This is a genomic window from Xanthomonas sp. NCPPB 1062 (assembly GCF_041481705.2).
Taxonomy (GTDB): domain Bacteria; phylum Pseudomonadota; class Gammaproteobacteria; order Xanthomonadales; family Xanthomonadaceae; genus Xanthomonas; species Xanthomonas euvesicatoria.
The window spans coordinates 4,148,525-4,171,010 of the sequence record NZ_CM192987.1 but is presented as its reverse complement, the minus strand read 5'-3'; the positions used below and the strand labels follow the sequence as shown (position 1 = coordinate 4,171,010).

The following is a 22,486-nucleotide window of genomic DNA, read 5'->3' as shown; positions in this document are numbered from 1 at the left end:
GAGCGCTGAGCATCCACCTAAAAGATTGAGCCAATAAAAAGCCCGCGTCGCTCGATCAGCGACGCGGGCGTGGCAACAATGCGACGGCGTTACAGCGTGACTGCGCCGCCAGAGATGGTCAGCAAGGTGCCCGATGTGTAACTGGCCGTGTCGGCCGCCAGCATCACGTAAGCCGATGCCAGCTCGACCGGCTGACCTGGGCGCCCCATGGGCGTCTGCCCGCCGAAGTTTTCCACCGACTCTTCATCCATGCCGGAGGGAATGAAGGGTGTCCAGATCGGGCCCGGCAGGACCGCATTGACGCGGATGTTCTTCTCCGCCAGCACGCCGGCCAGGCCGATGGTGAGGTTGGCCAGCGCACCCTTGGTCGCGGCGTAGGGCAGGATGTTGGGCGTGGGTTTCTTCGATTGCACCGAGGCGGTATTGATGATGGAGCCGCCATCGGTCATCAACGGTACCGACAGGCGTACCAGATTGAAGGCCGCATGCACGTTGGTGTCGAAGGTCTTGCGCCATTCGTCCAGGGTGATGTCTTCGAAGGTCTCGAAGTACTTCTGGTAACCGGCGTTGTTGACCAGGATATCCAGGCCGCCCAGCGTGCTGTTGACCTTGTCGATCAGGGCCGCTGCCTGGCCGGGGTCGCTGATGTCGCATCCCACCAGCAGCGCCTTGACGCCGGCCTTTTCGATCAGCGCGCCAATGCGCGCTGCATCTTCCTGCTCGTCGGGAAGGAAGGCGATGGCCACGTCTGCGCCTTCGCGTGCATAGGCGATGGCAACCGCAGCGCCGATGCCGCTGTCGCCACCGGTAATCAATGCGCGCTTGCCCTTCAACTGGCCGTGGCCAACGTAGCTGTCTTCGCCATGGTCCGGGCGCGGGTCCATCTTCTCGGTGCGTCCGGGAAAGCTCTGCTGCTGTGGCTTGAAGGGGGGGCGTGGATAGTTGGGTACGGGCATCGTGGTCTCCTGGCAGTGGAAGTCGTTGGTTGCACGCCAGTGTGGTCGCGCAAACGTAAACGTCCGGGCTAAACGATGTGCGCGTGGTGTGTTGCGGGTTGCGCCCTGTGCGTGGCAGTCACCCATCGCGCGGCATGCGGAACAGCGCGGTTGCACGCAAACTTCATGCGGTTTTGCCCAGGACGCTCGATACTGCGCGCATCGTCAGGAGGTCATCCATGTTCTTGCGTCGTAACGGGCTGTCGTTGTGTCTGCTTGCGTTGACCATCTTCTTCATCGGTTGCCAGATCTATGCCGGGTTGCATGCATACAACGACGAATTGCGCGAGCAGGGGCAGCCGACGCTGCTGCTGTCTGCGTATCTGCACAGCCCGCATTTCATGTCGGCACTGTTCGAAAACTGGGAGAGCGAGTTCCTGCAGATGGGCATGTACGTGTTGCTCACCGTGAAGTTGCGGCAGGTGGGCTCTGCCGAATCGCGCCCGCTCGATCCGGCTGAAGAAAGCGTTGAGATCAAGCCTGGCACCACGCCCTGGCCGGTGCGTGCCGGCGGGATATGGCGACGGCTGTACGACCATTCGCTGGCCATCGCGTTCGGAGCGCTGTTCCTGATGAGCTTTGCGCTGCATCTGGTCGGCAGTTGGCGACTGGAGGTGGTGGAACGTGCGCAGAAGGGCTTGCCGCCCATCACGGTCTTGGAGCATTTCACCAGCGCAGCGTTCTGGTTCGAATCGATGCAGAACTGGCAGAGCGAGTTCCTGGCGGTGTTCTCGCTGGTGGTGTTGACCATCTGGTTGCGGCAGAAGGATTCGCCGCAGTCCAAGCCGGTCGAGGCGCCGCATTCGCAGACCGGCGGGTAACGCGGCTTGAGCCCTTTGCGAGGCGGCGAAGGGTACGCAGCCGGAGCCTGTGCTGTCTGGTGCGGGGAGTGCATTGCCACACGCACTTCACGCCACCACCGGGCTTCGTTCACCACCTCGCAATGCCTGCGCGCCTAGCGTTGGGTCATGACGACCACGCAGGAGATGAGCATGGGCAGCGAACCGAAAAAGCCATGGGGCCCGGAAGACGATCAGAAAAAGCCGTTTACGCCACAGGAGCGTCGCAACGAGGATGTCGAATGGAAGGTGCACGACATGCCCGACGAAGATCCCGAGGTCAACAAGGCCGACCCCGAACACGACTACGAACGGCCGGACGGCTCGGAAAAACGCTGAAGCACACCGCCCGTATCGCCAAAGCGCCCGCAACGCGGGCGCTGTTGGTTTGTTTGAAGACATCTGCCGCAACGCCTCGCATGGTGCATACGCCTGCGTGCCGCACTATCGCTCAGTGATGATGGTGATAGCCAACATCGGCGGCGATCTTGCCGCGGAACACGCGGTACGACCACACCGTATAACCGAGCACCAGTGGCAGCAGTACCACCAGGCCCACCATCGGAAAGATTTGCGAAGAGGGTGGCGAAGCCGCCTGCCAGATGGTGTAGCTCGGTGGCACCAGATACGGCCACATGCCCAACACCAGGCCGATGAAGCCCAACACGAAGATCGCCAGCGTCAGCAGGAAGGGCCACGCGTCGCTGCGCGAGCTGTCGCTGCTGCGCCAGAGCGCAAGCGCTACGGCTGCGGTCATCAGCGGAATCGGCGACAGCCACCAGAAATTGCCATGTTCGAACCAGCGCGCCATCACATGCGAGCTCAGGAACGGTAGCCACGCGCTGACCAGCACGACGAAGGTCACCACCACGCCCACCAGTGGCTTGGTCAATTGTCGCGCCAAGGTATGGGTGCGCCCATCGGTCTTGAGGATCAGCCAGGTGCTGCCGAGCAGCGCATAGCCGAACACCAGCGCAGCACCGGTGAGGATGGTGAACGGGCTGAACCAGCCGAACACGCCGCCGGTGTAGCGCCCGTTGTCCAATGGCATGCCTTCCACCAGCGCGCCGAGGATGATGCCTTGCGCGAAGGCGGTCAGGATCGAGCCGGCGATGAACGATAACGTCCACAATCGACGCGAGCGCTGCGCCTTGAAACGGAATTCGAACGCCACCCCACGAAACACCAGCGCCATCACCATCAACAGCACCGGCAGATACAGGCCGGACAGGATCACCGCATACGCCGTGGGAAACGCAGCGAACAGGCCGGCGCCGCCAAGCACCAGCCAGGTTTCGTTGCCGTCCCAGATGGGCGCGGCGGTGTTCATCATCAGGTCCACTTCCTGTTCGTCGCGCGCGAAGGGCGCCAGCATGCCCAGCCCGAGCACGAAGCCGTCCAGCACCACGTACATCAGCACGCCGAAACCGATCACGCCAAACCACACCACCGGCAACCAGTAGTTCAGTTCCATGGCGTGTTCTCCTGTTCCAGTGATGTATCTGCCGCGGACAGCGGGCGTGCCGGCGTGTGTTCGCCGCCGGCCACATCCGGCCCGTCGCGGCTGGGTTGCGGCCCGGCACGGACCAGCTTGGTCAGATAAAAGATTCCGAAGCCGAATACGAACGCATAGCCCAGCAGATACACCAGCAGCGAGACCGCCACTGTCGCAGTCGATTGCGGGCCCACCGCATCGGCAGTACGCAACAGCCCGTACACCACCCACGGCTGGCGCCCGATCTCGGTGACGAACCAGCCGGCCACCAGCGCCATGAATCCAGCCGGCAGCATGAGGTTCCAGGCCAGGATCAGCGGCCTGGCATGCAGGCGTCCACGCCACCAGGCAATGGCCGAGATCCACGCCAGCAACAGCATCGCCATCCCCAGGCCCACCATGATGCGGAAGGCAAAGAACACCGGAGCCACCGGCGGGCGTTGATCGCGCGGCACCGACGTCAGCGGCGTAATGTCGCCGTCTGCACTGTGGGTCAGGATCAGGCTGCCCAGGCGTGGGATGGCCACCTCATAGTCGTTGCGCTCGGCCTGTGCGTTGGGCAGTGCAAACACCACCAACGGCACGCCGGCGCCATCGCTTTCGCTGTGCCAGTGCGCCTCCATCGCGGCGACCTTGAGCGGTTGATGCTCCAGTGTGTTGAGCCCGTGCTGGTCGCCTACCAGGACCTGGATGGGCAACACGATGGCGGCAAATGCCACCGACAGGCGCAACATGCGGGCGCCGGCATCCACATGCAGCCCTTTGCGCAGGTAGTAAGCGCCGACGCCGCCAACCACAAAGCAGGTGGTGATGAACGAACCCAGCGCCATATGGACCAGGCGATACGGAAACGACGGGTTGAAGATGATCTGCAGCCAGCTGACCGGCTGCACGATGCCGTTGACCATCGCGTAGCCACGCGGGGTGTGCAGCCAGCTGTTGGACGACAAGATCCAGAACGTGGACACCAGCGTGCCGATCGCCACCATGCAGGTGGCGAAAAAGTGCAGGCGTTCGGAGACCCGGCCCCAGCCGAACAGCATTACCCCCAGGAAGCTGGCTTCCAGGAAGAAGGCAGTGAGCACTTCATAGCTCAGCAGCGGGCCGATCACGCTGCCGGCAATGCGGCTCAGCTCGGGCCAGTTGGCGCCGAACTGGAAGGCCATGACGATGCCGCTGACCACGCCCATGCCGAAAGACACCGCAAAGATCCGCAACCAGAAGAAGTACAGCCGCTTCCAGGCCTCGTCGTGCGTGCGCAGCCAACGCCATTCCAGAAACCCGAGCAGGTTCGCCAGGCCGATGGTGAAGGCCGGAAACAGCACATGGAACGAAATGACGAAGGCGAACTGGATACGGGACAGCAGCAGCGCTTCCACAGGTTTCTCCTATGCCTGGCGGTATGCGGCGGCGCCGACACCACGGCCGCGGCATGCGGCGCAGGCCGGGCAAGCGTAGCTGGCACCTGCAGCGTGCGCGAACAACGGGCACCTGGGCACGCATGCCGCCACCGCGTGCAGACGCGTGGTGCCAATGACAAGCCTGCGCCCATCACGCGCGAAAAAGAGTGAACTGACGCACCGTGCGATACCTTGCAGGCCCGAAGAGCCCCTTCCGAGCACGGCAGGCGTGCACCGCACTAATCAAGCGGGCCCAACCTGTAGCTGCATCACGCCTGGCGGAGGTGGCGCAGGCAACGCGGCGCCAGCCAATCGGCGAGCACGGCATTCATCGAGCCGGGAGTCAGGCACAGCGCATCGCGCACGGCCTTGACCGCTTCTGCATCGGTCAGGTCGGGGCGTGCGTTGTATGCCGCGCAGACCGCCCGGATCGTGCCTTCGGGAATGCCGTCGAAGGCGTGATAGCCAAGCTGGCCCCGGCGGTGCTCGCCACGCCAGTACTCCAATTCGGTTTGCACATCGGCCTGCACGGGCGCCGAGACTGCGTGCATGGGACACCTCGCTCGCTGGATCGAGCGAGTGTTCGCCGCACCGTGGAAGGAACGCGTGAGTGCGTTGTGCACGCCCTCTCCACGAGCGGTGCGTAGGCTGTGGGTAACCCAGTGGACCGATGCAGTTTCCTGACGGGTTCATGCGGCGCCATGGTGGCGTCGGCTTACGTCAGCCCCGGCTGATATCCTGGCTCCGATGCAGGCACGCAAGCGAGCTCAGCCAGCGCTCGATCAAGACCGCACCCGTCGGTGGACCGGCGGCTGCCGCGGCAAACCTTGCACTCCTTGGCGTTTCGGCATTCTCGAAGCGGCGACCGACCCAGAGCGTGACGCTTGGCACTGGCGCAATCGAGCGCTTCCATGCGTACTTCGCCCACAGCCGTCAGGGCGGGCTCGACTGGGGGAAGAGCGCCGCACCACAGAACGTGACAGCAGCAGGCAATTTCCGATGTGGTGTGTCAGCGCATTTCGCGCGGCCGTCACAATTCTCAACTGAACATGTATCAGTCATTGCGGACAGAAGCGCTCATGGACCGTCTTTCCTGCGCCATCATCGACGACGACGTGGAGTTTTGCGATCAGGTGGTTGAACTCGCCACCGATAGCGGCTTCCGTGCCAAGGGCATCCACACCCTTGGCGAAGCCAGCCGCTGGCTGGACAGCAACTTTCCCGACCTGTTGGTGGTGGATGTTGGCCTGCCGGACGGCAGCGGTTTCGACCTGATCGAGCGGCTCGACCCGGACCACACCCCGCAGATCGTCGTGGTCTCGGGCGATTACGCGCGCGAAACCCAGGGTCGGGCGCAGCAGTTCGGGGTCAGCGAATTCCTGACCAAGCCGTTCGCGCCCGAACGCCTGGAGCGGGTGCTCGGGGGACTGCGCGAAGCGCAGCAGGGCAACCTGGGCATCGTTGGCAACAGCGACAGCATCGTCATGCTGCGCAAGGACATCGTGCGCGTGGCGCCGACCGATCTGAATGTACTGGTGACCGGCGAAACCGGTACCGGCAAGGATCTGGTGGCGCGCGCCATCCACCGTGTGTCCGGTCGCCGCGGCCGTTTCGTGCCGGTCAACTGCGGTGCCATTCCGGAAGAGTTGCTGGCCAGCCAGTTGTTCGGCCACGAGCGCGGCAGCTTCACCGGCGCCGACCGTCGGCATGCCGGATTCCTGGAGCAGGCCGCAGGCGGCACGCTGTTCCTGGATGAAATCGGCGAGATGCCCAAGCGGCTGCAGGTGTATCTGCTGCGGGTGATCGAATCGCGCAGCTTCATGCGCGTGGGCGGCAACGAGGAAATCGCACTGGATGCGCGCGTGGTGGCAGCCACCCACCAGCACGTGCAGCGCGAGCAGGCGGTGCTGCGTGAAGACCTGTTCTACCGTCTCAATGAATACCCGATCCAGGTGCCGCCGCTGCGCGAGCGCCGCGGCGATGCGCGCCTGCTTGGTTTACGCGTGATCGACGAGCTCAACGTCAAGTATGGCAAGCGCAAGTTGCCGACCAAGTCGTTGCTGCGCTACCTGGCCTACCATGCCTGGCCAGGCAACGTGCGCGAGCTGCGCTCGTTCATCCACTACCTGTATCTGCGCTCCGATGGCGATCTGTTGAGCGCCCCGGATGTGGAGCAGACCGTGCCGCAGGCCGACCAGGACGGCTTGCTGATTCCTGCCGGCTGGACCATGCGTCAGGCCGAAGACGCGATGATCGAATCGGCACTGGCGCGCACCCGCTTCAACAAGAAGGCCGCCGCACGCGAACTGGGCATCAGCGTGCGCACCCTGCACAACCGTCTCAGCGACAAGGGTGCGGAGTGAGCGAGGCACCGCGTGGGCAGCGGCGTGAGCTGCTGCACCAGTTGCGCAACCGGCTCAACGTGATGGGTTTTGCGTTGTATGCGTTGCGCAACGAAACGTCCAAGCCGCTGGAGACGCTGCGCACGGCGCATCAGTCCGCCGTTGAACTGCTCAACCAGCTTGGCGAGCAGGAGCGCGCCTTGCAGCAGCCCGGCGTGGAACCGGGCGAGAGCGCCCAGCCCGCCTGCACCGATCAGTGATCGGCCAACTCGGTCTGGTGGCTGAGCAAGCTGGTGATCGTGCGCGGGTTGTAGGGCTTCATGCAGTACGACAGATGCGCAAAGCGCTGCGGCAGCGTATAGCGGTCGTAGCCGGAGCAGAACGAAAACGGCACGCCGCGCTCCATCAATGCATCGGCGACCGGAAACACCGCCTGGCCGCGCACGTTGACATCCAGCAAGGCACCATCGATGGCCTGACCTGACGCTACCAGCGAAAGCGCGTCAGGCACACTGCCGACCGGCCCCACCACGTTGATGCCAGCTTCCACCAACAAGTCGTTGAGCGATTCGGCCAGCAAGTAATCGTCCTCGACAACAAGAATGCGGCGGCCGGCAAGTGCAGTGTCGTGCATGACAGGCTCCAAAGCAGTGGCGTTTCGGACACGCGTGCGCATGGTGCTCGCACTGCAGGTTAACACCGCGCGCAAGCAGACGCTTCCAGGACCGGTCTCTGCAATGTGCGCACGCGATGACGCATGTGCTGCATGGTAGTCCGCCGCGCTTTACGCGATCATGGCCGATTGCGCTTGAATCCAGCGTTGCAACGATAGTGCCGCCATGACCGACGACGAAACTTCCAACAACGACATCGCTACGGATGCGAACACGCAGCCGCCCTTGTTCGTGCTTGGCGTGGGCGCCGCCGGTATGGACGCCGATCGCCTGGCAGAATTGCTCGATGCGATTGCTGGCGCGTCGAATCTGGCCATCATGCTGTTGTTGCGCGACCGCCAATTATTGGATGAGGCACGCCTGCGCGAACTGCTTGGCAGTCAGGCCACCCTGCTGTCGGTACCCAGCGATGGCGACCGGCTGCAACCGGGGCGCTTCTATCTGCCGCCGGCCGATACGGTCGTCACGCTGGAGGAAGGGCGCATCCGTCTGCGCGCCTTGCCCGGTGGGGAGAGCGACCACGGGTTGATCGATAGCTTCTTCGTCTCGATGGCGCACGATCAGGACGGCAATGTGATCGGCCTGATCATGGGGCGCTTCGACGGCGACGGCACGCTGGGGACCGCGGCGATCCGTGAGTGCGGCGGTCTGGCGCTGGCCGTGGACGATGCCGCACTGCATGGGCTGGACCTGCGCAGTGCCAGCAACCCGGCCGCCATCACCGACGACATCCTGCCCCTGCCACAGATCGCCGCGCGTATCGCCGCGCACATGCAACGCCATCACGGCTACGGTCATCCGGTGCCGACCGGCGTGCGCAATGGCAGCGAGAGCGACAAGCTCAGCCAGGTCGCCGCCATCCTGCGCAATACCACCGGCCACGATTTTCATGGCTACAAACGCGCCACCTTCCTGCGCCGCGTGCAGCGGCGCATGCAGGTCGCGCAGGTGGAAACGCTGGAGCAGTATCTGGAGGTGTTGCGCAATCGTTTCGACGAACCGTTGCAGCTGTTCAACGACCTGCTGATCGGCGTGACCAAGTTCTTTCGCGACCGCCGCGAGTTCGAATTCCTCGAGCAGCAGGTGATTCCGCGCTTGTTCCAGGGCAAGCACACCGGCGACAGCCTGCGCATCTGGGTGCTGGGCTGCTCCACGGGCGAAGAGGCCTATTCGCTGGCGATGCTGCTGCGCGAACACGCCGAAACCCTGGACACCGCGCCACGCATCCAGATCTTCGCCAGCGATATCGACGGGCGCGCACTGGCCACTGCACGGGTGGGGCGCTATGCCTCCAGCATCGTCGGTGAAGTTGCACCCGAACGGCTGCGGCGCTGGTTCGTCAAGGAAGGCGACACCTATGTGGTGAGCAAGGAGCTGCGCGAGCTGTGCGTGTTCTCCCAGCACAGCATCGTCAAGGACCCGCCGTTTTCGCGACTGGACCTGGTGTCGTGCCGCAATCTGCTGATCTATCTGGATGCCGAGTTGCAGAACCGGGTGGTGCCGATCTTTCATTTCGCCATCCGTCCGGGCGGTTACCTGTTCCTGGGCAATGCCGAAAACGTCTCGCGGCATGCGCAACTGTTCACCCCGGTGGAGCGCAGCTTCCGGGTCTTCCAGCGCATCGATGCGCAAAGCAACGTGCATGCGACCTTCCCAACCGTGCAGCCCGCTGCGGTTGCCAGGGTGCCGACACCACCGCAACGGCAGCGCACTTCCAGCAATGCGCTGGTGCGTGCCGGCGAGCGTATCGCCGACCGTTATGCGCCGGCGTATGCGGTGCTGGACGAGCAGTTCGAGGTGCTGCACTTCTCTTCTCAGGCGGGGCGCTTCATCCGCCCTGGCGGCGGCACGCCCAGTCTCAACCTGCTCAACCTGATCCATCGCGATTTGCGCCTGGATTTGCGCAGCGCGCTCAGCCGCGCAGAGCGCGAACGCGCGCCGGTGCACGTCAGAGGCATCCAGGTGCACGAAGATGCGGCGACCTGGGCGGTGAACCTGTTCGTCGAGCCAACCGCAGACTCGGACGTGCCGCGCGGCTACGTGGTGCTGTTCCAGGAAGTGGAAGCGCGCGAACCGGTGGAGCTGCCTGCCCCACACGACAGCGTGCACGACGATGGTCATGTGCAGGTGCTGGAAAACGAGCTGCGCATCACCCGCGAGCGCCTGCAATCGATGATCGAAGAGCTGGAGAGCACCAACGAGGAGCTCAAGTCTTCCAACGAGGAATACCAGTCGCTCAACGAAGAACTGCAGAGCGCCAACGAGGAGCTGGAAACCTCCAAGGAAGAATTGCAATCGGTCAACGAGGAAGTGACCACCGTCAACGGTGAGCTGGCCCATCGCGTGCAGGAGCTGGCGCATGCCAACAGCGATCTGAAAAACCTGCTGGAAAGCACCCAGATCGCCACCGTCTTCCTCGACAACGAATTGCGCGTCACCAACTTCACCCCGGCCGTCACCGACATCCTGCCGCTGGTGGAAAGCGACATCCAGCGCCCGATCAGCCACATCAAGCTGCATGTGGATTACGACGAACTGCAGGACGATGCGCGGCGGGTGATCCGTACCCTGGCGGTGCTCGATCGCGAGGTCGAAAACCCCACCACGCATGCGCGCTACATGGTGCGCGTGCTGCCGTATCGCACCGTGGACAATTTCATCGGTGGTGCGGTGCTGACCTTCATGGACGTCACCCCACTCACGCGCGCCGAGCGTGCGCTACGCAGCAGCGAGCAACGCCTGCGCACCTTGATGGAAGGCATCCCACAGCTGGTGTGGCGCTCGCTCGATGGCGGCCGCTGGACCTGGTCCAGCCCGCAGTGGTCCAGCTACACCGGCCAGGGCGATGCCGAAAGCCTGGAGCTGGGCTGGTTGCAGGCGGTGCATCCGGACGATCGCCAGCCGACCATGAATGCCTGGCTGGGAAGTGCGTCCAGCGGCGGGCTGGATATCGAACACCGCCTGTTCAATGCGGCCGAACAAGGTTACCGCTGGTTTCATACGCGCAGCGCTCCGGTACGTGATGAACGCGGCCAGGTGCTGGAATGGCTGGGCACCTCCACCGAGTCGGACAACCTGCGCCGCCTGCAGGAAGAACAGCGCGTATTGGTGGCCGAGTTGCAGCACCGCACGCGCAATCTGATCACGGTGGTGCAGTCGGTGGCCGAGCAGACCGTACAGGCCAGCCAGAGCATGCCCGAGTTTGCGGCCAAGTTCGAAGACCGGCTGGCCGCGTTGTCACGCGTGCAGGGGCTGCTGTCGCAATCGGACAATATGCCCACCACCATCGGCGCCTTGCTGCGCATGGAACTGGATGCGCTGGGGGCCGAGCCGGATCAAAGACGCATCGTGGTGGAGGGGCCGAACGTGGCGTTGCGCAAATCCGCCGTACAGACGCTGGCATTGGCGTTGCACGAATTGGCCACCAACGCGCTCAAGCATGGCGCGCTGTCGGTGGAGACCGGCACCTTGTCGATCCGTTGGGAGGTCGTCTCCGGCAGCGATACGCCTGCGCGCCTCAGGCTGTTGTGGATCGAAGAAGGCGCCAGCCAGCAGCTGCGCGGCGACCGTGATGAGGCCGGCGGCTTCGGGCGCCGGCTGATCGAAAATGCCTTGCCCTATAGCCATGGCGCGCAGACGCGCTACGAGCTCAGCGACACGCGCCTGGAATGCGAGATCCAGTTGCCGCTCAATCCGGTGAACGGGTGAGTTGGACCGCAGACCTCGGGCCTGCGGGGACATGGCCGCTGGGGTGAGCAGCGGATGCACATGCATCGCCTGCCCACGCTGCAATGCGCAGGTCTGAGTGCCGGGCACGCGCCCTCGCGACGATGAAGACGTGCGCGACCACCGAAACCGCCAGTGAAAGAGCGCTGTGCTGCACGCAAGACGCCCGTGCAGTGCACATGTGCGGTTGACAGCAAACGCTGCTGCACGTGCATCTGCATCCAACGGCGTTGCCGCGCGCTGTACACGCGCAGCCAACGGCAAATACTGCGCGATGGTGCAGAACCTGCGACCGATTCGGCTTTCGTAGTGCATGTTGCGCAACTGAAGCCGCGTCAAACGCTTGCAGCACCGACTTTTGCGAACGTCAGAAAGTTGGCGCGCATTGTGCGTAACCACCTATGTCATCGAGATGCACATAGTGGAGTAGGCATGATTACGCGCATTCTTCAGTTGTCCGCCCGCATGAGCAACGCATGGGTCGAAGTCGGGGTGGGCGCCGACGCCGACATCTTCGTCGCCGACCGTGGCGGCAAACGCGAGGAGCGCGCGACCTTCGGCCGCCGCGCACCGGGGCAGCAGCGTTCGATCCATTTGCAGGAGCCCGGCGGATTGGGCGGCGTGGATCTGGCCATCTGGGAAACCCAACGCTGCGCCATTGCGCTATGCGGTTTCGTCTGCACTGCATCGGCGGATGGCACCACCGCCGCGACCTGGTTGAGCCAGGATGGCAGCGCGGTGTATGCCGCCGGATTGCGCAACGTGATGGACATCGGCGGACGCCTGCAGGTGGGATTCTCGCTGCTCGTCGCCTCATCGGCGAGCATGCCCACCTACCGGCCGCTGTGTATCGACGCGGACCTGAGCAAGTGGCTGCACATGGGCGGCGCCGAAGCCATGCGCCATCTCACGCCCTGGCGGCTGGAACGCTGCGCCGCTGCGGCAGGCGTACGCCCGGAGTGGGCGAGCGAAGGGGCCCCGGCACCGATTGCGCGAGCATAAGCGCGTGCGCCATGCAGCCAACAAAGAAGGGGCCCAGCGGGCCCCTTCATCGTTTCGGTAGTGTGGGTCGATCCTGATCGCTGCCTGCTAACGATCGCGCCGCGAACAGGTCAACCCACCGACGGCAGGCTCGCAATCGATCAGTTGTCTTCTGCTTCCTCGGCGTTGTCGTCCAGGGCGCGTTGCTGCGCGTCGATGTGTTGCTGCTTGCCGTAAGTGCCGCTCTGGCCGAAGTTGGGTTGCGTGCTGCCGTCACGTTCCGGGTGGCCGTCGGGTTCGCCTTCGCCCAAGGTGCCGCCGCGGCCATGACCGCGTTGATGCAACGCTTCCGGCGCGTCGTCACGCGGCGGCAGTGCATCGCGGGTCTGGACAGCCGATGGATCGTTGCGGCCCTGGCCATCCACCGATGCGTCGGTACCGTTCCCGCGATAGGCCGATTGGCGTTCGTCGTGTGTGTCGAGCGTGGATTTTTCGTTCATGGCAACTCCTGTGCAGTGCAATGAAAAAGCCCGGAGCGTACTGGCTCCGGGCTGGTGATGGGTGCAGCTGCACCCATCAGGTCTAACGCTGGATATCGCCGGTGGTGGAACCGGCGCCCGGGCCCGCACCCAGGTCAGCGCCGGTCACGCGGTCCAGCTCGGGATTGGAGAGCAGCCGCTCGGACATGGCATCCAGTGCCGCGGTTTGCGTGGCATCCAGCGCGACCGTGGCAGAGCCGTCGCCACCATCCACGGCGGCCTGCGCCTCGCGGTCGGCCACCACTTCCCACTGCTCGCCGGCATTCCACGGACCGATCATGTCGCCCTCGCCCTGGGAGGTGTTGTAGTACTTGTCGGTGAAGCGCGGATCGCCCGGCAGCTTACCCGGCGGGAAATTCGGCTCGATCGAGTACAAGGCCTTTTCGAACGACTTCTGATGCGCCACTTCGCGCGTCATCAGGAAACGCAGCGCATCCACGATTCCCGGGTCGTCGGTGACGTTGATCAGGCGCTCATACACCAGCTTGGCACGCGCTTCGGCCGCGATATTGGAGCGCATGTCGGCCGTGGGGCAACCGATGCTGTCGACATACGCCGCCGTCCACGGCACGCCGCTGGAATTGACCAGGGCCGGGCCACCGCCATACAGAATCTGTTGGGTATGGCTGGTGCTGTTCTGGGTCATGTTGCGCATGTCCATGGCCTCTTCCATGCCCTCGGAGAGCACCGCCTTGGGCCCCTTGTTGAGCATGGCGATGATCGAGCCGATGATCTCCAGGTGGCTGATCTCTTCGGTGGCGATGTCGAACAGCAGGTCCTTGCGGCCCGGATCGTCTTCGCCCAGTGCCTGGGTGAAATAGCGCATTGCAGCGGCGAGTTCGCCCTGCGGTCCGCCGAACTGTTCCAACATCAGCGTGGCCAGATCGGGATTGGGCTGGGCGACGCGGACGGTGTACATCAAACGCTTGTTGTGCATGAACATGGGTGGTGCTCCATGGCTGACGCCCGGCAACTACGACCACTCAGCGAGCGGGCAGAAACGTGGGGCTTTGGCTTCGGGGGGATGCCCGCAGGGATGCAAGCGACGCAGGACGGCGGCGAGCGTCCTGCGCGGTGACTCAGGCGGCCTTGCTGGCCTTGGATGCCTTCTGGTTGCCGCCTTGTTCGGCGAGCAGGGTCAGCTTTTCGTCGGTGGCCTTTTCTTCTTCCAGCGTGGCCAGCAGCAGCGGCAATGCATCGGCATAACCGAGTTGCTTGGCCATGGCGGCAATGGTGCCGTACGAGGCGATTTCGTAATGCTCCACCTTCTGCGCGCCGCCGATCAGTGCAGCGTCGCGCACCGGGCCGGCCTCGATTTCGTCGATGACCTCGCGGCTTTCTTCGACCAGGCCTTCCATCGCAGCGCACTTGATGCGCTTGAGCTTGATGCCCAGTGTCTCCACGACCTGATCGATGCGTTCGATCTGGCCCTGGGTCTCTTCCAGGTGGGTTTCAAAGGCCTGCTTGAGTTTCGGCTCGGTGGCCGCACGCGCAAGACGCGGCAGCGACTTGGTCAGCTGCTTCTCGGCGCTGTAGATGTCCGACAGTTCGTGGATGAAAAGTTCTTCGACAGTCTTGATCGCCATGTGTGGCTCCTTGGGGTTGGTCAGAGGATGGGTTGCTGCGGTTGGCCATGTTGGTGGCGATGCCTTGATGAGCTCGCGTTGCACGCCTGCGAACAGGCGTGCCGATGCAGCACGTGCGACAACTCCGAAATCGTCGTGGTGCGTGTCACTCGCCTGCAGCGCAGGGTCGTGCGCACTGCACCTGACGTTCTTCGAAGTACACCGTGGTCATCGCGTCGATCTCCAGGCAGTACCGCGTGGTCGCTACGCTAGCCCTGCGAGTGTTAGCGGGATTGGTGGAAACGGTGATCCCGATGCGATGGCGACCTGTGCTGTGGTGCAGGCCGCGCTCGCTGCGCCTGCAACGAAGGGGTGCAATGACGCGCCTGCTATGGCCATCAGCTCGGCGCCGATGCGGCTAGGCTTGCGCATCGCTGCACTCCAGCATCGATCCACGTCGATGCGGTACAACGACGATCGAACCTTTTGCGAGACCGTGCGATGACGCCGCTGGACAAACCCTTACGTCGCGAACTGCAGATCGGCGATCAGGCATATACCTTGATCATCGATCCGCAAGGTTTGAAATTGGTCGAAAAAGGCAGGCGCAAAGGCGTGACCTTGCGCTGGGAAGAACTGGTCAGCGGCGACGCTGCGCTGGCCAGTGCATTGCAGGCTTCGCTTGAAGACCGTTAGCGTGGGGGTGCCGGGCGGCGTGTGAAGCGCGAATGGAACCACTGCGTGCACCGCCTGGCGGGCGCGGCTGATGACCGTGCGGTCGCACATCCTCCGCGGTTCACCTGCGCCGTCCACGCCGACCTGAGGCGTGCTTGATGGTTGTCGACGCTGCGCTTGGCGTGGCTCGACCTTCCAACGACCAACAAGTGCACTGCTGGTTCGGCACGACCACCTGCAATGCCGGCGTCCGGTAGAGGACTTTGCATGTCATTGCCAGCACCGATGCGCTCTGCAATGCACGCAGGCCACCACCGCGCTCGCGTCGCTCAGCGTGTGGCAAACAGCCGCGCCAGTTCGCGCACCGCCGCTTCCGTTGCGGCGCGGTCGGGCATGGCGTCTGCGTTATTGAAGTCGTGTGCGCCTTGCGCCTGCACCAACAACCCGTCGCGTCGCGGCACGACGTTGAGATTGTGGCCGCGCCAGACCAGGCCATAGGTGACTTCCGGCTGCGGGATCAGGCGTGCGGTCTGCCCGCGCACCGGAATCACGCTGTCGTCGCCCAGCAAGGCGCGCGCCCCGTAACCGGTGGCGTTGATCAGGATCTTCTCGCGCAGATCGCCGAATTGGCGCGGATGCTCGAACTCGCGCGTGTAGAGCTCGCCGCCTGCCTGCAGGAAGTCATCCATCAACAAGCGCGCATACGCGCTGAGGTTGAAGGTGAGCTGGCTGTAGCGGCGCACGAACGCCACCGGAAATGGATGATCACCGGGCGCCACCGGCTGCGAGCGCGGGCCCAGATCATCGAGCAGTTCGCGCTCCAGCGGCGGATAGTCCGGCTCATGCGCTTCGGCAGGGGCGACAGGTCGATCGAAGGGCACGTCCGAGAGCACGTAGCCATCGCGCCATTCAATCGGCTCGCCGGGCAGGCCCAGCAAGGTCTGGTAGCGGCGAAACGACGTGCGCGCCATTTCTTCCCAGCGCCTCTTGAAGTCGGCAGTGGCGTGGTCGCTGGTGCACACGCGCGAATCCGGCGACCACACGCCGGTGGCATAGAACGAGCGCACATCCGGCAGGCGCTCGCGCGCGTAGATGCGCACACGCAAGCCGGCGCGTTGCGCCACCAGGGCGGTGGTCAAGCCGATCGCGCCGCAGCCGATCACCGCCAGCACGCGCGCCTGCGGGTCGGCGGCACGCACCAACCGTAATGCCTGTTCGGCGGCACCCCACGAGAGCGACCACCCGCTGCCGCCATGTCCATAGTTGTGCACCACCGTCTTGCGGCCGATGCGCTCGGCTTCGATCCGCGGCCCCTGCGCGCGGAACGGACGCGTGCACCCGTTGATGGCGATGATGCGATCGACCGAGGCGCGCATCGGCGCCAATGGCGGGGCAGCCGCGAACGGCGCAGGCAGACCACCCGGCAGCGTGACCGGCTGGGTGGCGGGCGGGACGGCGAGCGCCTTGTTCGTTGCTGCCCAGCTCGCGGTGGAGGCGGCCGCCAGCGCAACACCGGCGCTGCGTAGAAAATGACGACGGTGCATGCAACTCCCTTACAAGGTGTGGTGGGTGATGGGTGCCATGATGCGGCTCGCCACGCCTGCGCGGAGGCATGCCGTGGCCATCTTTAGATGCTGTCTGCCGCGTGGCAGCAACCGAGCGCGGCATGCGCAGCGCAAGCGTGCATCCAGCATAGCGCGCGCATCTGCCGCGGCCATGGCCCGGCATCAGGGTTTCGCACCGCAATCCTGGCGTTTGATGCCACGCTGGCGGCCATTCGTCGCCCGGGGCTTTCGCAGTGGCGCGCGCCGGCTATGCTCGCTCCCGTCCCATCCCAACGAGCTGCCCACCCGTGTCTGCCAGTGTCTTCCTGATCGTGCGCATCGTGTTCGCCTGGGCCGCCGCGTTGGTGGTGGCAGGGATCATGTGGACGCAGTTGTTCGGCTCCATCGGCCCGATCTTCGCGCTGGCCTGCATGGTCTTGCTGACGCTGGCGTTGATGAGTTCGGTCACCCATGTGCGGCGCGTGCGCCTGATCGCCGATCGGCTGGACCACACCACCTTGTCCACCCGCCAGCGCCGCCAGATCGAAGTACCGCTGGATGTGCAGGCCAGCTTCGCGGTGATGGAAGAGGCGGTGCGTGCGCTACCGCGTGTGCAGGACATCGAATGCGCGCCGGGCAGCCTGCTGATTCGCGCCAAGGTGCGCCGCATCGACCCGTACGCAGGTCGCCAGCCCTCGCGCTGGAACCTGTTCGCGCGCTTTGCCATCACCCACAACCAGATCCTGGCGACGATCGCGCCGGGGCAGGGCACCAGCAGCGTCACCGTGTTGTGCGAGCCCGACGCTGGCGCCTGGGTGGATCTGTTCGCGGTGGACGAAGGCAGCAACTACGAAAACGCCGAGGCGATCAATCGCGCGGTGGTGCGCCGGGTCGGTGAGCAACGTCGTGACGAACAGGCCGCCGCCGAGCAATCGGTCATGGAAAAGGAACTGGCCGTGGCGCGCCTGAATCTGCTGCACGCCCAGGTCGAGCCCCACTTTCTTTACAACACGCTGGCCAGCGCGCAGGTGCTGGCGCGCACCGACCCGCCGCGCGCCGAGATCATGATCGGCCATCTGATCCAGTACCTGCGCAGCTCGCTGCCCAGCGCCGACGGTGCCATCGCCACCCTGGGCGAGGAACTCGAACGCACCCAGGCGTATCTGGAGATCCTGCGCATCCGCATGGGCACGCGGCTGGCCCTGCAGGTGGAAGTGCCCTACGAACTGCGTGCGTTGCCGCTACCGTCGATGATGTTGCAGACCTTGGTGGAAAACGCCATCAAGCACGGGCTGGAAGCCAAGCCCGGTGGCGGCACCGTGTGGATCCTGGCGCGTCGCCACGATGACCATGTCACGCTCACCGTGGCCGACGACGGCCAGGGCTTCAACACGCACAGCCACGGCACCGGCATTGGCTTGAAGAACCTGCGCGAGCGGCTGAAGCTGATTTATGCCGACAAGGCGAGCTTTGCCATCGTGTCCAACTTCCCCAGCGGGGTGGCGGCCACCTTGAGCCTGCCGCTGCCGACGCAGTTGGGTGCCGTGCCACCGCCGCCACCGTTGCCCTTTGCGGGCGCACAGGCGGCACACGCCGCACAGGTGCGGGCATGAGCGCGCTGCGCGCCGTGGTGGCCGAAGACGAGGCCTTGCTGCGGCAGTCGTTGCTGACGCTGCTGGCCGAGGTGTGCCCGCAGTTGCAGATCGTGGGCGACTGCGAGGACGGTGCAAGCGCGCTGGAGACCATCGCCGCGCAGCAGCCGGAGGTGGTGTTTCTGGATATCCGCATGCCGGGCCTCACCGGCATCGAGGTGGCGCGTGCGATGCGCGAGGTCAGCCCGCGCAGCCAGGTGGTGTTCGTCACCGCCTACGACCAGTACGCCATCAATGCGTTCGAACACGGCGCAGTGGATTACCTGCTCAAGCCCATCGGCCGCGAGCGGCTGCAGGCCACCTGGCAGCGCGTGCAACAACGCGCTACTGCCGGCCAGCCGGATGGCGCGCTGCTGGAGGCTTTGCTGCAGCGTCTGTCCGCGCGCCCGGGCGCTGCCAGCCACACGCCGCCGCTCGCCTGGCTGACCGCCAGCAGCGGGCGCGAGACGCGCTTGATCGCGCTGGAAGAGGTGGCGTACTTCCAGGCCGATCAGAAGTACACCACGGTGATGACTGCGGCCGGCGACGCGGTGTTGCGCACGCCATTGCGCGAACTGCTGGATGTGCTGGACCCGCAGGTGTTCAAACAGATCCACCGCTCGACCATCGTCAACATGAAGGCGGTTGCCTCGGTGGTGCGCGAGGACACCGGCAAGGGCCGGCTGGCGCTGCGCGGCCGCAGCGAAACGCTGACCGTCAGCCAGCCGTTCATGAGCCTGTTCCGCGGCATGTAAGTGCGACTGCAAGACATCGCGCGCAGTCCCGGATGGATGCGGACAGCGCGCGTGGAACCTACGTATGCGCGTGAGTGCCACAGCGTTCCGATGACCGACAACCGCTGCCTGACGCGCTGCAGCCTGCCTTGATTCCCCCGTTTGCATCGACTGAAAGGACTGTCTCCATGCGCCTGATCGCCTCCCTGGTGTATTGCCTGCTTGCCCTGGCCGGCTGCCATGAACGCAATGGCACCACCTCGATCACCCGTGCCACCCGCGATGGCCACGATGTGATCTTCAGCAAGACGCTGATCACCGCGAGCAGTACCAGCGTGCATTGCCTGGCCAGCGATACCGGCCATTGCTACTACCTGATCTTTGAGGAGCAGTGCGGCGCTCGCGGCAGCGGCGATGGCGCAAGCGCACCGACGTGTGCCCGCAAGACCCTGGACAGCTTTGTGCTGGTGCCAGGGCAGGTGCGCGAATTGCGCGGCGTTCCCGGCCAGGCGCACACCTGCGTGGAGACCACCGCACCGCAGGCCGATTGCCGCGGCTGAGGAGGGCGCACGCACGCACCGAGCTGTGGTTGGGCGTGCGTGCGTGTGCATAGGCCACGCGCAGAAGCCTTAGTGCCCATCGCGGGTGCCTGCGGGTTCCGGGCACCGGCGGGGCCAGCCTGGCGGCTGTGCAGGCACTGCTGGTCGCTGCTGCAGACAACGAGCCCTGGCGTGCGTGGATCTGCCGCGCACTGCCGGATCGGCAGGATGTCGGCAGCGACGCCCCGGTCGTGCCTGAATACGCACTGACGGCAAGCGGTCGCTTCTGCGATCATTACCGGCTTGTTGCCGGTTCACGGCGTCCTCACTGCCAGGCTCCTCATGTCCGAACACTCGCTACGCCGCGACGTTGGCCCTTTCGCCCTCATGCTCACCGGCCTGGGCTCGATCATTGGCTCTGGTTGGCTGTTCGGCGCCTGGCGCGCGGCCGGCCTGGCCGGCCCCGGCGCGATCTGGGCCTGGGTGCTGGGCGCGGCGATCATCACCACCATCGCGCTGTCGTATGCCGAGCTGGGCGCCATGTTCCCAGAGTCCGGCGGCATGGTGCGCTACAGCCACTATTCGCACGGCTCGCTGGTGGGTTTCATTGCCGGCTGGGCCAACTGGATCGCCATCGTCTCGGTGATCCCGGTCGAGGCCGAGGCCTCGGTGCAGTACATGGCGTCCTGGCCATGGGCCTGGGCGCAGGGCTTGTATGTGCAGGCGCCTGGTGGCGCAGGCGAGCTCTCGGTGCCCGGTCTGCTGATTTCCGCGGTGCTGGTGCTGGTGTATTTCTTTCTGAATTTCTGGAGCGTCAAGCTGTTCGCACGCTCCAATACGCTGATCACCGTGTTCAAGCTGGTGGTGCCTGCCGCCACTGGCGTGGCGCTGATCGCCAGCGGCTTCCACAGCGAGAACTTCAGCGTCGGCATCCACGGCGATTCGCATGTGCTCGACCTGGCTGCGGTGCTCACGGCGGTGGCCACCGCCGGCATCGTCTTCAGCTTCAACGGCTTCCAGAGCCCGGTGAATCTGGCCGGCGAAGCGCGTAACCCCGGCCGCAGCATTCCGTTCGCGGTGCTGGGTTCGATCGCGCTGGCCACGGTGGTGTACGTGATCCTGCAGGTGGCCTACATCGGCGCCGTGCCGCCGGATCTGCTGGCCAAGGCCGGCTGGCACGGTATCGATTTCCGCTCGCCGTTCGCCGAGCTGGCCATCATCGTCAACCTGCATTGGCTGGCGATGCTGCTCTACATCGATGCGTTCGTCAGCCCCAGCGGCACCGGCATCACCTATACCGCGACCACTGCACGCATGGTTTACGGCATGGAAAAGAACGGCACCATGCCTGCCGTGCTGGGCAAGCTGCACCCGGTCTGGGGCGTGCCGCGCATGGCGATGTTCTTCAACCTGGCCGTGTCGTTCGTGTTCCTGTTCTTCTTCCGCGGCTGGGGCACGCTGGCGGCCGTGATCTCGGTGGCCACCATCATTTCCTACCTCACCGGCCCGATCAGCGCGATGGCGCTACGCCGGCACGCGCCGGAACTGCACCGCCCGCTGCGCATCGCCGCACTGCCGGTGCTGGCCGGCGTGGCCTTCGTGATGGCCACCGAACTGCTGTATTGGGCACGCTGGCCGCTGACCGGCGAGATCATCCTGCTGATGGTCGTGGCGCTGCCGGTGTACTGCTATTACCAGGCCAAGCAAGGCTGGCCGGATCTGCGCCGCAACCTCAAGGGTGCGGCCTGGATGATCTGCTACCTGCCCACCATCGCACTGGTCTCGTGGGCCGGCAGCACCGATTTCGGTGGCCATGGCTACCTCAGCTACGGCACCGATCTGGTCGTGGTCGCAGTCGTGGGCGCGGTGTTCTACGTCTGGGGCGTGCGCAGCGGCTGGCGGACTCCCTCGGTGGAGAAGGCGGTTGCGCAGGCGTGAATGCTCACAGGCGCTAGCCGGCGCCGACTCCCGGCAACCGGCTGGCGGTCACCGCTGGGAATAAACAAGAACGGCCGGCGCAGTGCGCACCGGCCGTTCCTGTTTGCAGCCGAATCATTGCTGCAGGTAGCGTGTTTCTCGGTCAACGCGTCGCTGCATCGCCACGCTGGGCCTGGTCAGGAATTGACCACCAGCCGTGGCGCGCCATCGAAGCGGTCGAGGTCGCGCAGCAGTTCGGTATAGCGGCGTAGCCGGCCCATTTCGCGCATGTTGACGATGTCTTCGTGGCGCAACTCGCGCTTGGACGTGACCTCCTGCTTGTAGCGCAGCACCTCCGGGTAGCGGCGCGTCATGTCCAGCGCGTCGGCAACGCATTCGACCGAGTCGGCGTCCGGCGTCACCCGCGCGCGGCTGTTGAAGGCGCGTAGCCAGCGTTCGAAACCGGCGCTGTGGTCGAACAGGTCGGCGATGTACCACATCACGAACAGGATCGACGCCCACGAGGTGAAGATGATCACCACCCGGCTGAAGGTCAGGTGGTAGTCGTTCTGCCACAGCTGGTGCGTGATCACGCCCAGCAATATCAGCGAGATCGCCTGCCAGCCGATGATCGAGGCGATCACCCACTGCTTTTTGGCCACCTTGAGCAGCGAGAGCTCTTCGTCGAGCTGCGCGTCGGTCTTGTCGCGCCAGTGAGCCACCTGCTCGTCGAAGGGGAGCCGATGGAGTGCGTTGTCCTGCAATAGCAGGCCTAAACCCTGGAACAAAGCGATCATGACAAGCTCCTGACGGATGGCTGGTACGAACGACTTGCTGCACTGGCCGCGGCCGGTGCCCTGGAGCGTCCGCAACGTGCTGGCGAAGCAGTG

General features: G+C 64.8%; 21 protein-coding genes and 1 pseudogene. 12 read left to right on the top strand and 10 right to left on the bottom strand.

The features are described from left to right. Nucleotides 1-89 precede the first annotated feature (89 nt). Nucleotides 90-956, bottom strand: a complete 867-nt coding sequence (locus ACCQ16_RS17870) for an SDR family oxidoreductase (RefSeq protein ID WP_008577702.1) — start codon at nucleotides 954-956, stop codon at nucleotides 90-92. A gap of 218 nt (nucleotides 957-1,174) precedes the next feature. Here ACCQ16_RS17870 and ACCQ16_RS17865 point away from each other — a divergent pair, with 218 nt between their 5' ends. Both ACCQ16_RS17865 and ACCQ16_RS17860 read left to right on the top strand, forming a co-directional pair. Further along, entirely contained in the window at nucleotides 1,175-1,816 is a 642-nt protein-coding gene (locus ACCQ16_RS17865; RefSeq protein ID WP_008577704.1) for a DUF6766 family protein, read from the top strand. Nucleotides 1,817-1,963: 147 nt separating this feature from the next. Next, on the top strand, nucleotides 1,964-2,173 hold the full coding sequence (locus ACCQ16_RS17860) for a hypothetical protein (protein WP_184421156.1): 210 nt from the start codon (nucleotides 1,964-1,966) through the stop codon (nucleotides 2,171-2,173). A 112-nt stretch (nucleotides 2,174-2,285) separates the two neighbouring features. Here ACCQ16_RS17860 and cydB read toward each other — a convergent pair whose 3' ends face one another. The 3 genes from cydB to ACCQ16_RS17845 all read right to left on the bottom strand — a co-directional run bounded on the left by cydB (nucleotide 2,286) and on the right by ACCQ16_RS17845 (nucleotide 5,280). After that, nucleotides 2,286-3,308 (bottom strand): cytochrome d ubiquinol oxidase subunit II, encoded by a 1,023-nt coding sequence (cydB, locus tag ACCQ16_RS17855; RefSeq protein ID WP_277573218.1) that lies wholly within the window; start codon nucleotides 3,306-3,308, stop codon nucleotides 2,286-2,288. After that, nucleotides 3,299-4,708, bottom strand: coding sequence for a cytochrome ubiquinol oxidase subunit I (locus ACCQ16_RS17850; protein WP_057680885.1), 1,410 nt, complete (start codon nucleotides 4,706-4,708; stop codon nucleotides 3,299-3,301). The genes cydB and ACCQ16_RS17850 overlap by 10 nt, the downstream gene beginning before the upstream one ends. 290 nt (nucleotides 4,709-4,998) lie before the next feature. Further along, nucleotides 4,999-5,280: a hypothetical protein gene (locus ACCQ16_RS17845; protein WP_008577712.1), complete on the bottom strand. Its 282-nt coding sequence runs from the start codon at nucleotides 5,278-5,280 to the stop codon at nucleotides 4,999-5,001. A gap of 528 nt (nucleotides 5,281-5,808) precedes the next feature. On the opposite strand from ACCQ16_RS17845, the gene ACCQ16_RS17840 reads away from it, so the two are divergent. Continuing rightward, a complete protein-coding gene (locus tag ACCQ16_RS17840; protein ID WP_014091160.1) occupies nucleotides 5,809-7,092 on the top strand; it encodes a sigma-54-dependent transcriptional regulator in 1,284 nt (427 codons plus the stop codon). Continuing rightward, on the top strand, nucleotides 7,089-7,331 hold the full coding sequence (locus ACCQ16_RS17835) for a hypothetical protein (protein WP_008577714.1): 243 nt from the start codon (nucleotides 7,089-7,091) through the stop codon (nucleotides 7,329-7,331). Before ACCQ16_RS17840 ends, ACCQ16_RS17835 begins: the two co-directional genes overlap by 4 nt. Here the strand turns inward: ACCQ16_RS17835 and ACCQ16_RS17830 are convergent. Further along, nucleotides 7,325-7,705 carry a response regulator gene (locus ACCQ16_RS17830; RefSeq protein ID WP_008577717.1) on the bottom strand — a complete coding sequence of 127 codons (381 nt, stop codon included), beginning with the start codon at nucleotides 7,703-7,705 and terminating at the stop codon, nucleotides 7,325-7,327. The genes ACCQ16_RS17835 and ACCQ16_RS17830 overlap by 7 nt on opposite strands. A 205-nt stretch (nucleotides 7,706-7,910) precedes the next feature. Here ACCQ16_RS17830 and ACCQ16_RS17825 point away from each other — a divergent pair, with 205 nt between their 5' ends. The 3 genes and pseudogenes from ACCQ16_RS17825 (at nucleotide 7,911) to ACCQ16_RS17815 (ending at nucleotide 12,473) form a co-directional block, all read left to right on the top strand. Continuing rightward, on the top strand, nucleotides 7,911-11,453 hold the full coding sequence (locus tag ACCQ16_RS17825; protein WP_277573217.1) for a CheR family methyltransferase: 3,543 nt from the start codon (nucleotides 7,911-7,913) through the stop codon (nucleotides 11,451-11,453). A 231-nt stretch (nucleotides 11,454-11,684) separates the two neighbouring features. Beyond that, nucleotides 11,685-11,870 (top strand): annotated as a pseudogene (locus ACCQ16_RS17820) (hypothetical protein); the annotation flags it as partial. Between the two features lie 33 nt (nucleotides 11,871-11,903). Then, nucleotides 11,904-12,473, top strand: a complete 570-nt coding sequence (locus ACCQ16_RS17815) for a hypothetical protein (protein WP_277573244.1) — start codon at nucleotides 11,904-11,906, stop codon at nucleotides 12,471-12,473. A 140-nt stretch (nucleotides 12,474-12,613) separates the two neighbouring features. Here ACCQ16_RS17815 and ACCQ16_RS17810 read toward each other — a convergent pair whose 3' ends face one another. The 3 genes from ACCQ16_RS17810 to ACCQ16_RS17800 all read right to left on the bottom strand — a co-directional run bounded on the left by ACCQ16_RS17810 (nucleotide 12,614) and on the right by ACCQ16_RS17800 (nucleotide 14,577). Further along, nucleotides 12,614-12,952 carry a hypothetical protein gene (locus ACCQ16_RS17810; protein ID WP_008577721.1) on the bottom strand — a complete coding sequence of 113 codons (339 nt, stop codon included), beginning with the start codon at nucleotides 12,950-12,952 and terminating at the stop codon, nucleotides 12,614-12,616. 82 nt (nucleotides 12,953-13,034) lie between these two features. After that, nucleotides 13,035-13,934, bottom strand: a complete 900-nt coding sequence (locus ACCQ16_RS17805; RefSeq protein ID WP_008577723.1) for a manganese catalase family protein — start codon at nucleotides 13,932-13,934, stop codon at nucleotides 13,035-13,037. A 136-nt stretch (nucleotides 13,935-14,070) separates the two neighbouring features. Continuing rightward, nucleotides 14,071-14,577: a YciE/YciF ferroxidase family protein gene (locus ACCQ16_RS17800; protein WP_008577724.1), complete on the bottom strand. Its 507-nt coding sequence runs from the start codon at nucleotides 14,575-14,577 to the stop codon at nucleotides 14,071-14,073. 480 nt (nucleotides 14,578-15,057) lie between these two features. Here ACCQ16_RS17800 and ACCQ16_RS17795 point away from each other — a divergent pair, with 480 nt between their 5' ends. Then, nucleotides 15,058-15,252, top strand: a complete 195-nt coding sequence (locus tag ACCQ16_RS17795; protein ID WP_008577726.1) for a hypothetical protein — start codon at nucleotides 15,058-15,060, stop codon at nucleotides 15,250-15,252. Between the two features lie 308 nt (nucleotides 15,253-15,560). Here the strand turns inward: ACCQ16_RS17795 and ACCQ16_RS17790 are convergent, their stop codons facing one another. After that, the gene (locus tag ACCQ16_RS17790) at nucleotides 15,561-16,775 is read right to left on the bottom strand and encodes an FAD-dependent oxidoreductase (protein ID WP_277573216.1); all 1,215 of its coding nucleotides are present in this window, start codon (nucleotides 16,773-16,775) and stop codon (nucleotides 15,561-15,563) included. A 308-nt stretch (nucleotides 16,776-17,083) separates the two neighbouring features. On the opposite strand from ACCQ16_RS17790, the gene ACCQ16_RS17785 reads away from it, so the two are divergent. The 4 genes from ACCQ16_RS17785 (at nucleotide 17,084) to ACCQ16_RS17770 (ending at nucleotide 21,617) form a co-directional block, all read left to right on the top strand. Then, on the top strand, nucleotides 17,084-18,388 hold the full coding sequence (locus ACCQ16_RS17785; RefSeq protein ID WP_277573215.1) for a sensor histidine kinase: 1,305 nt from the start codon (nucleotides 17,084-17,086) through the stop codon (nucleotides 18,386-18,388). Next, a complete protein-coding gene (locus ACCQ16_RS17780) occupies nucleotides 18,385-19,161 on the top strand; it encodes a LytR/AlgR family response regulator transcription factor (protein WP_372380054.1) in 777 nt (258 codons plus the stop codon). Before ACCQ16_RS17785 ends, ACCQ16_RS17780 begins: the two co-directional genes overlap by 4 nt. 167 nt (nucleotides 19,162-19,328) lie before the next feature. After that, the gene (locus tag ACCQ16_RS17775) at nucleotides 19,329-19,700 is read left to right on the top strand and encodes a hypothetical protein (RefSeq protein ID WP_011348705.1); all 372 of its coding nucleotides are present in this window, start codon (nucleotides 19,329-19,331) and stop codon (nucleotides 19,698-19,700) included. A 321-nt stretch (nucleotides 19,701-20,021) separates the two neighbouring features. Continuing rightward, a complete protein-coding gene (locus ACCQ16_RS17770; RefSeq protein WP_011348704.1) occupies nucleotides 20,022-21,617 on the top strand; it encodes an APC family permease in 1,596 nt (531 codons plus the stop codon). A 176-nt stretch (nucleotides 21,618-21,793) separates the two neighbouring features. On the opposite strand, the gene ACCQ16_RS17765 is transcribed toward ACCQ16_RS17770, so the two are convergent. Next, nucleotides 21,794-22,468 (bottom strand): hypothetical protein, encoded by a 675-nt coding sequence (locus ACCQ16_RS17765; protein ID WP_008573315.1) that lies wholly within the window; start codon nucleotides 22,466-22,468, stop codon nucleotides 21,794-21,796. Nucleotides 22,469-22,486 lie beyond the last annotated feature (18 nt).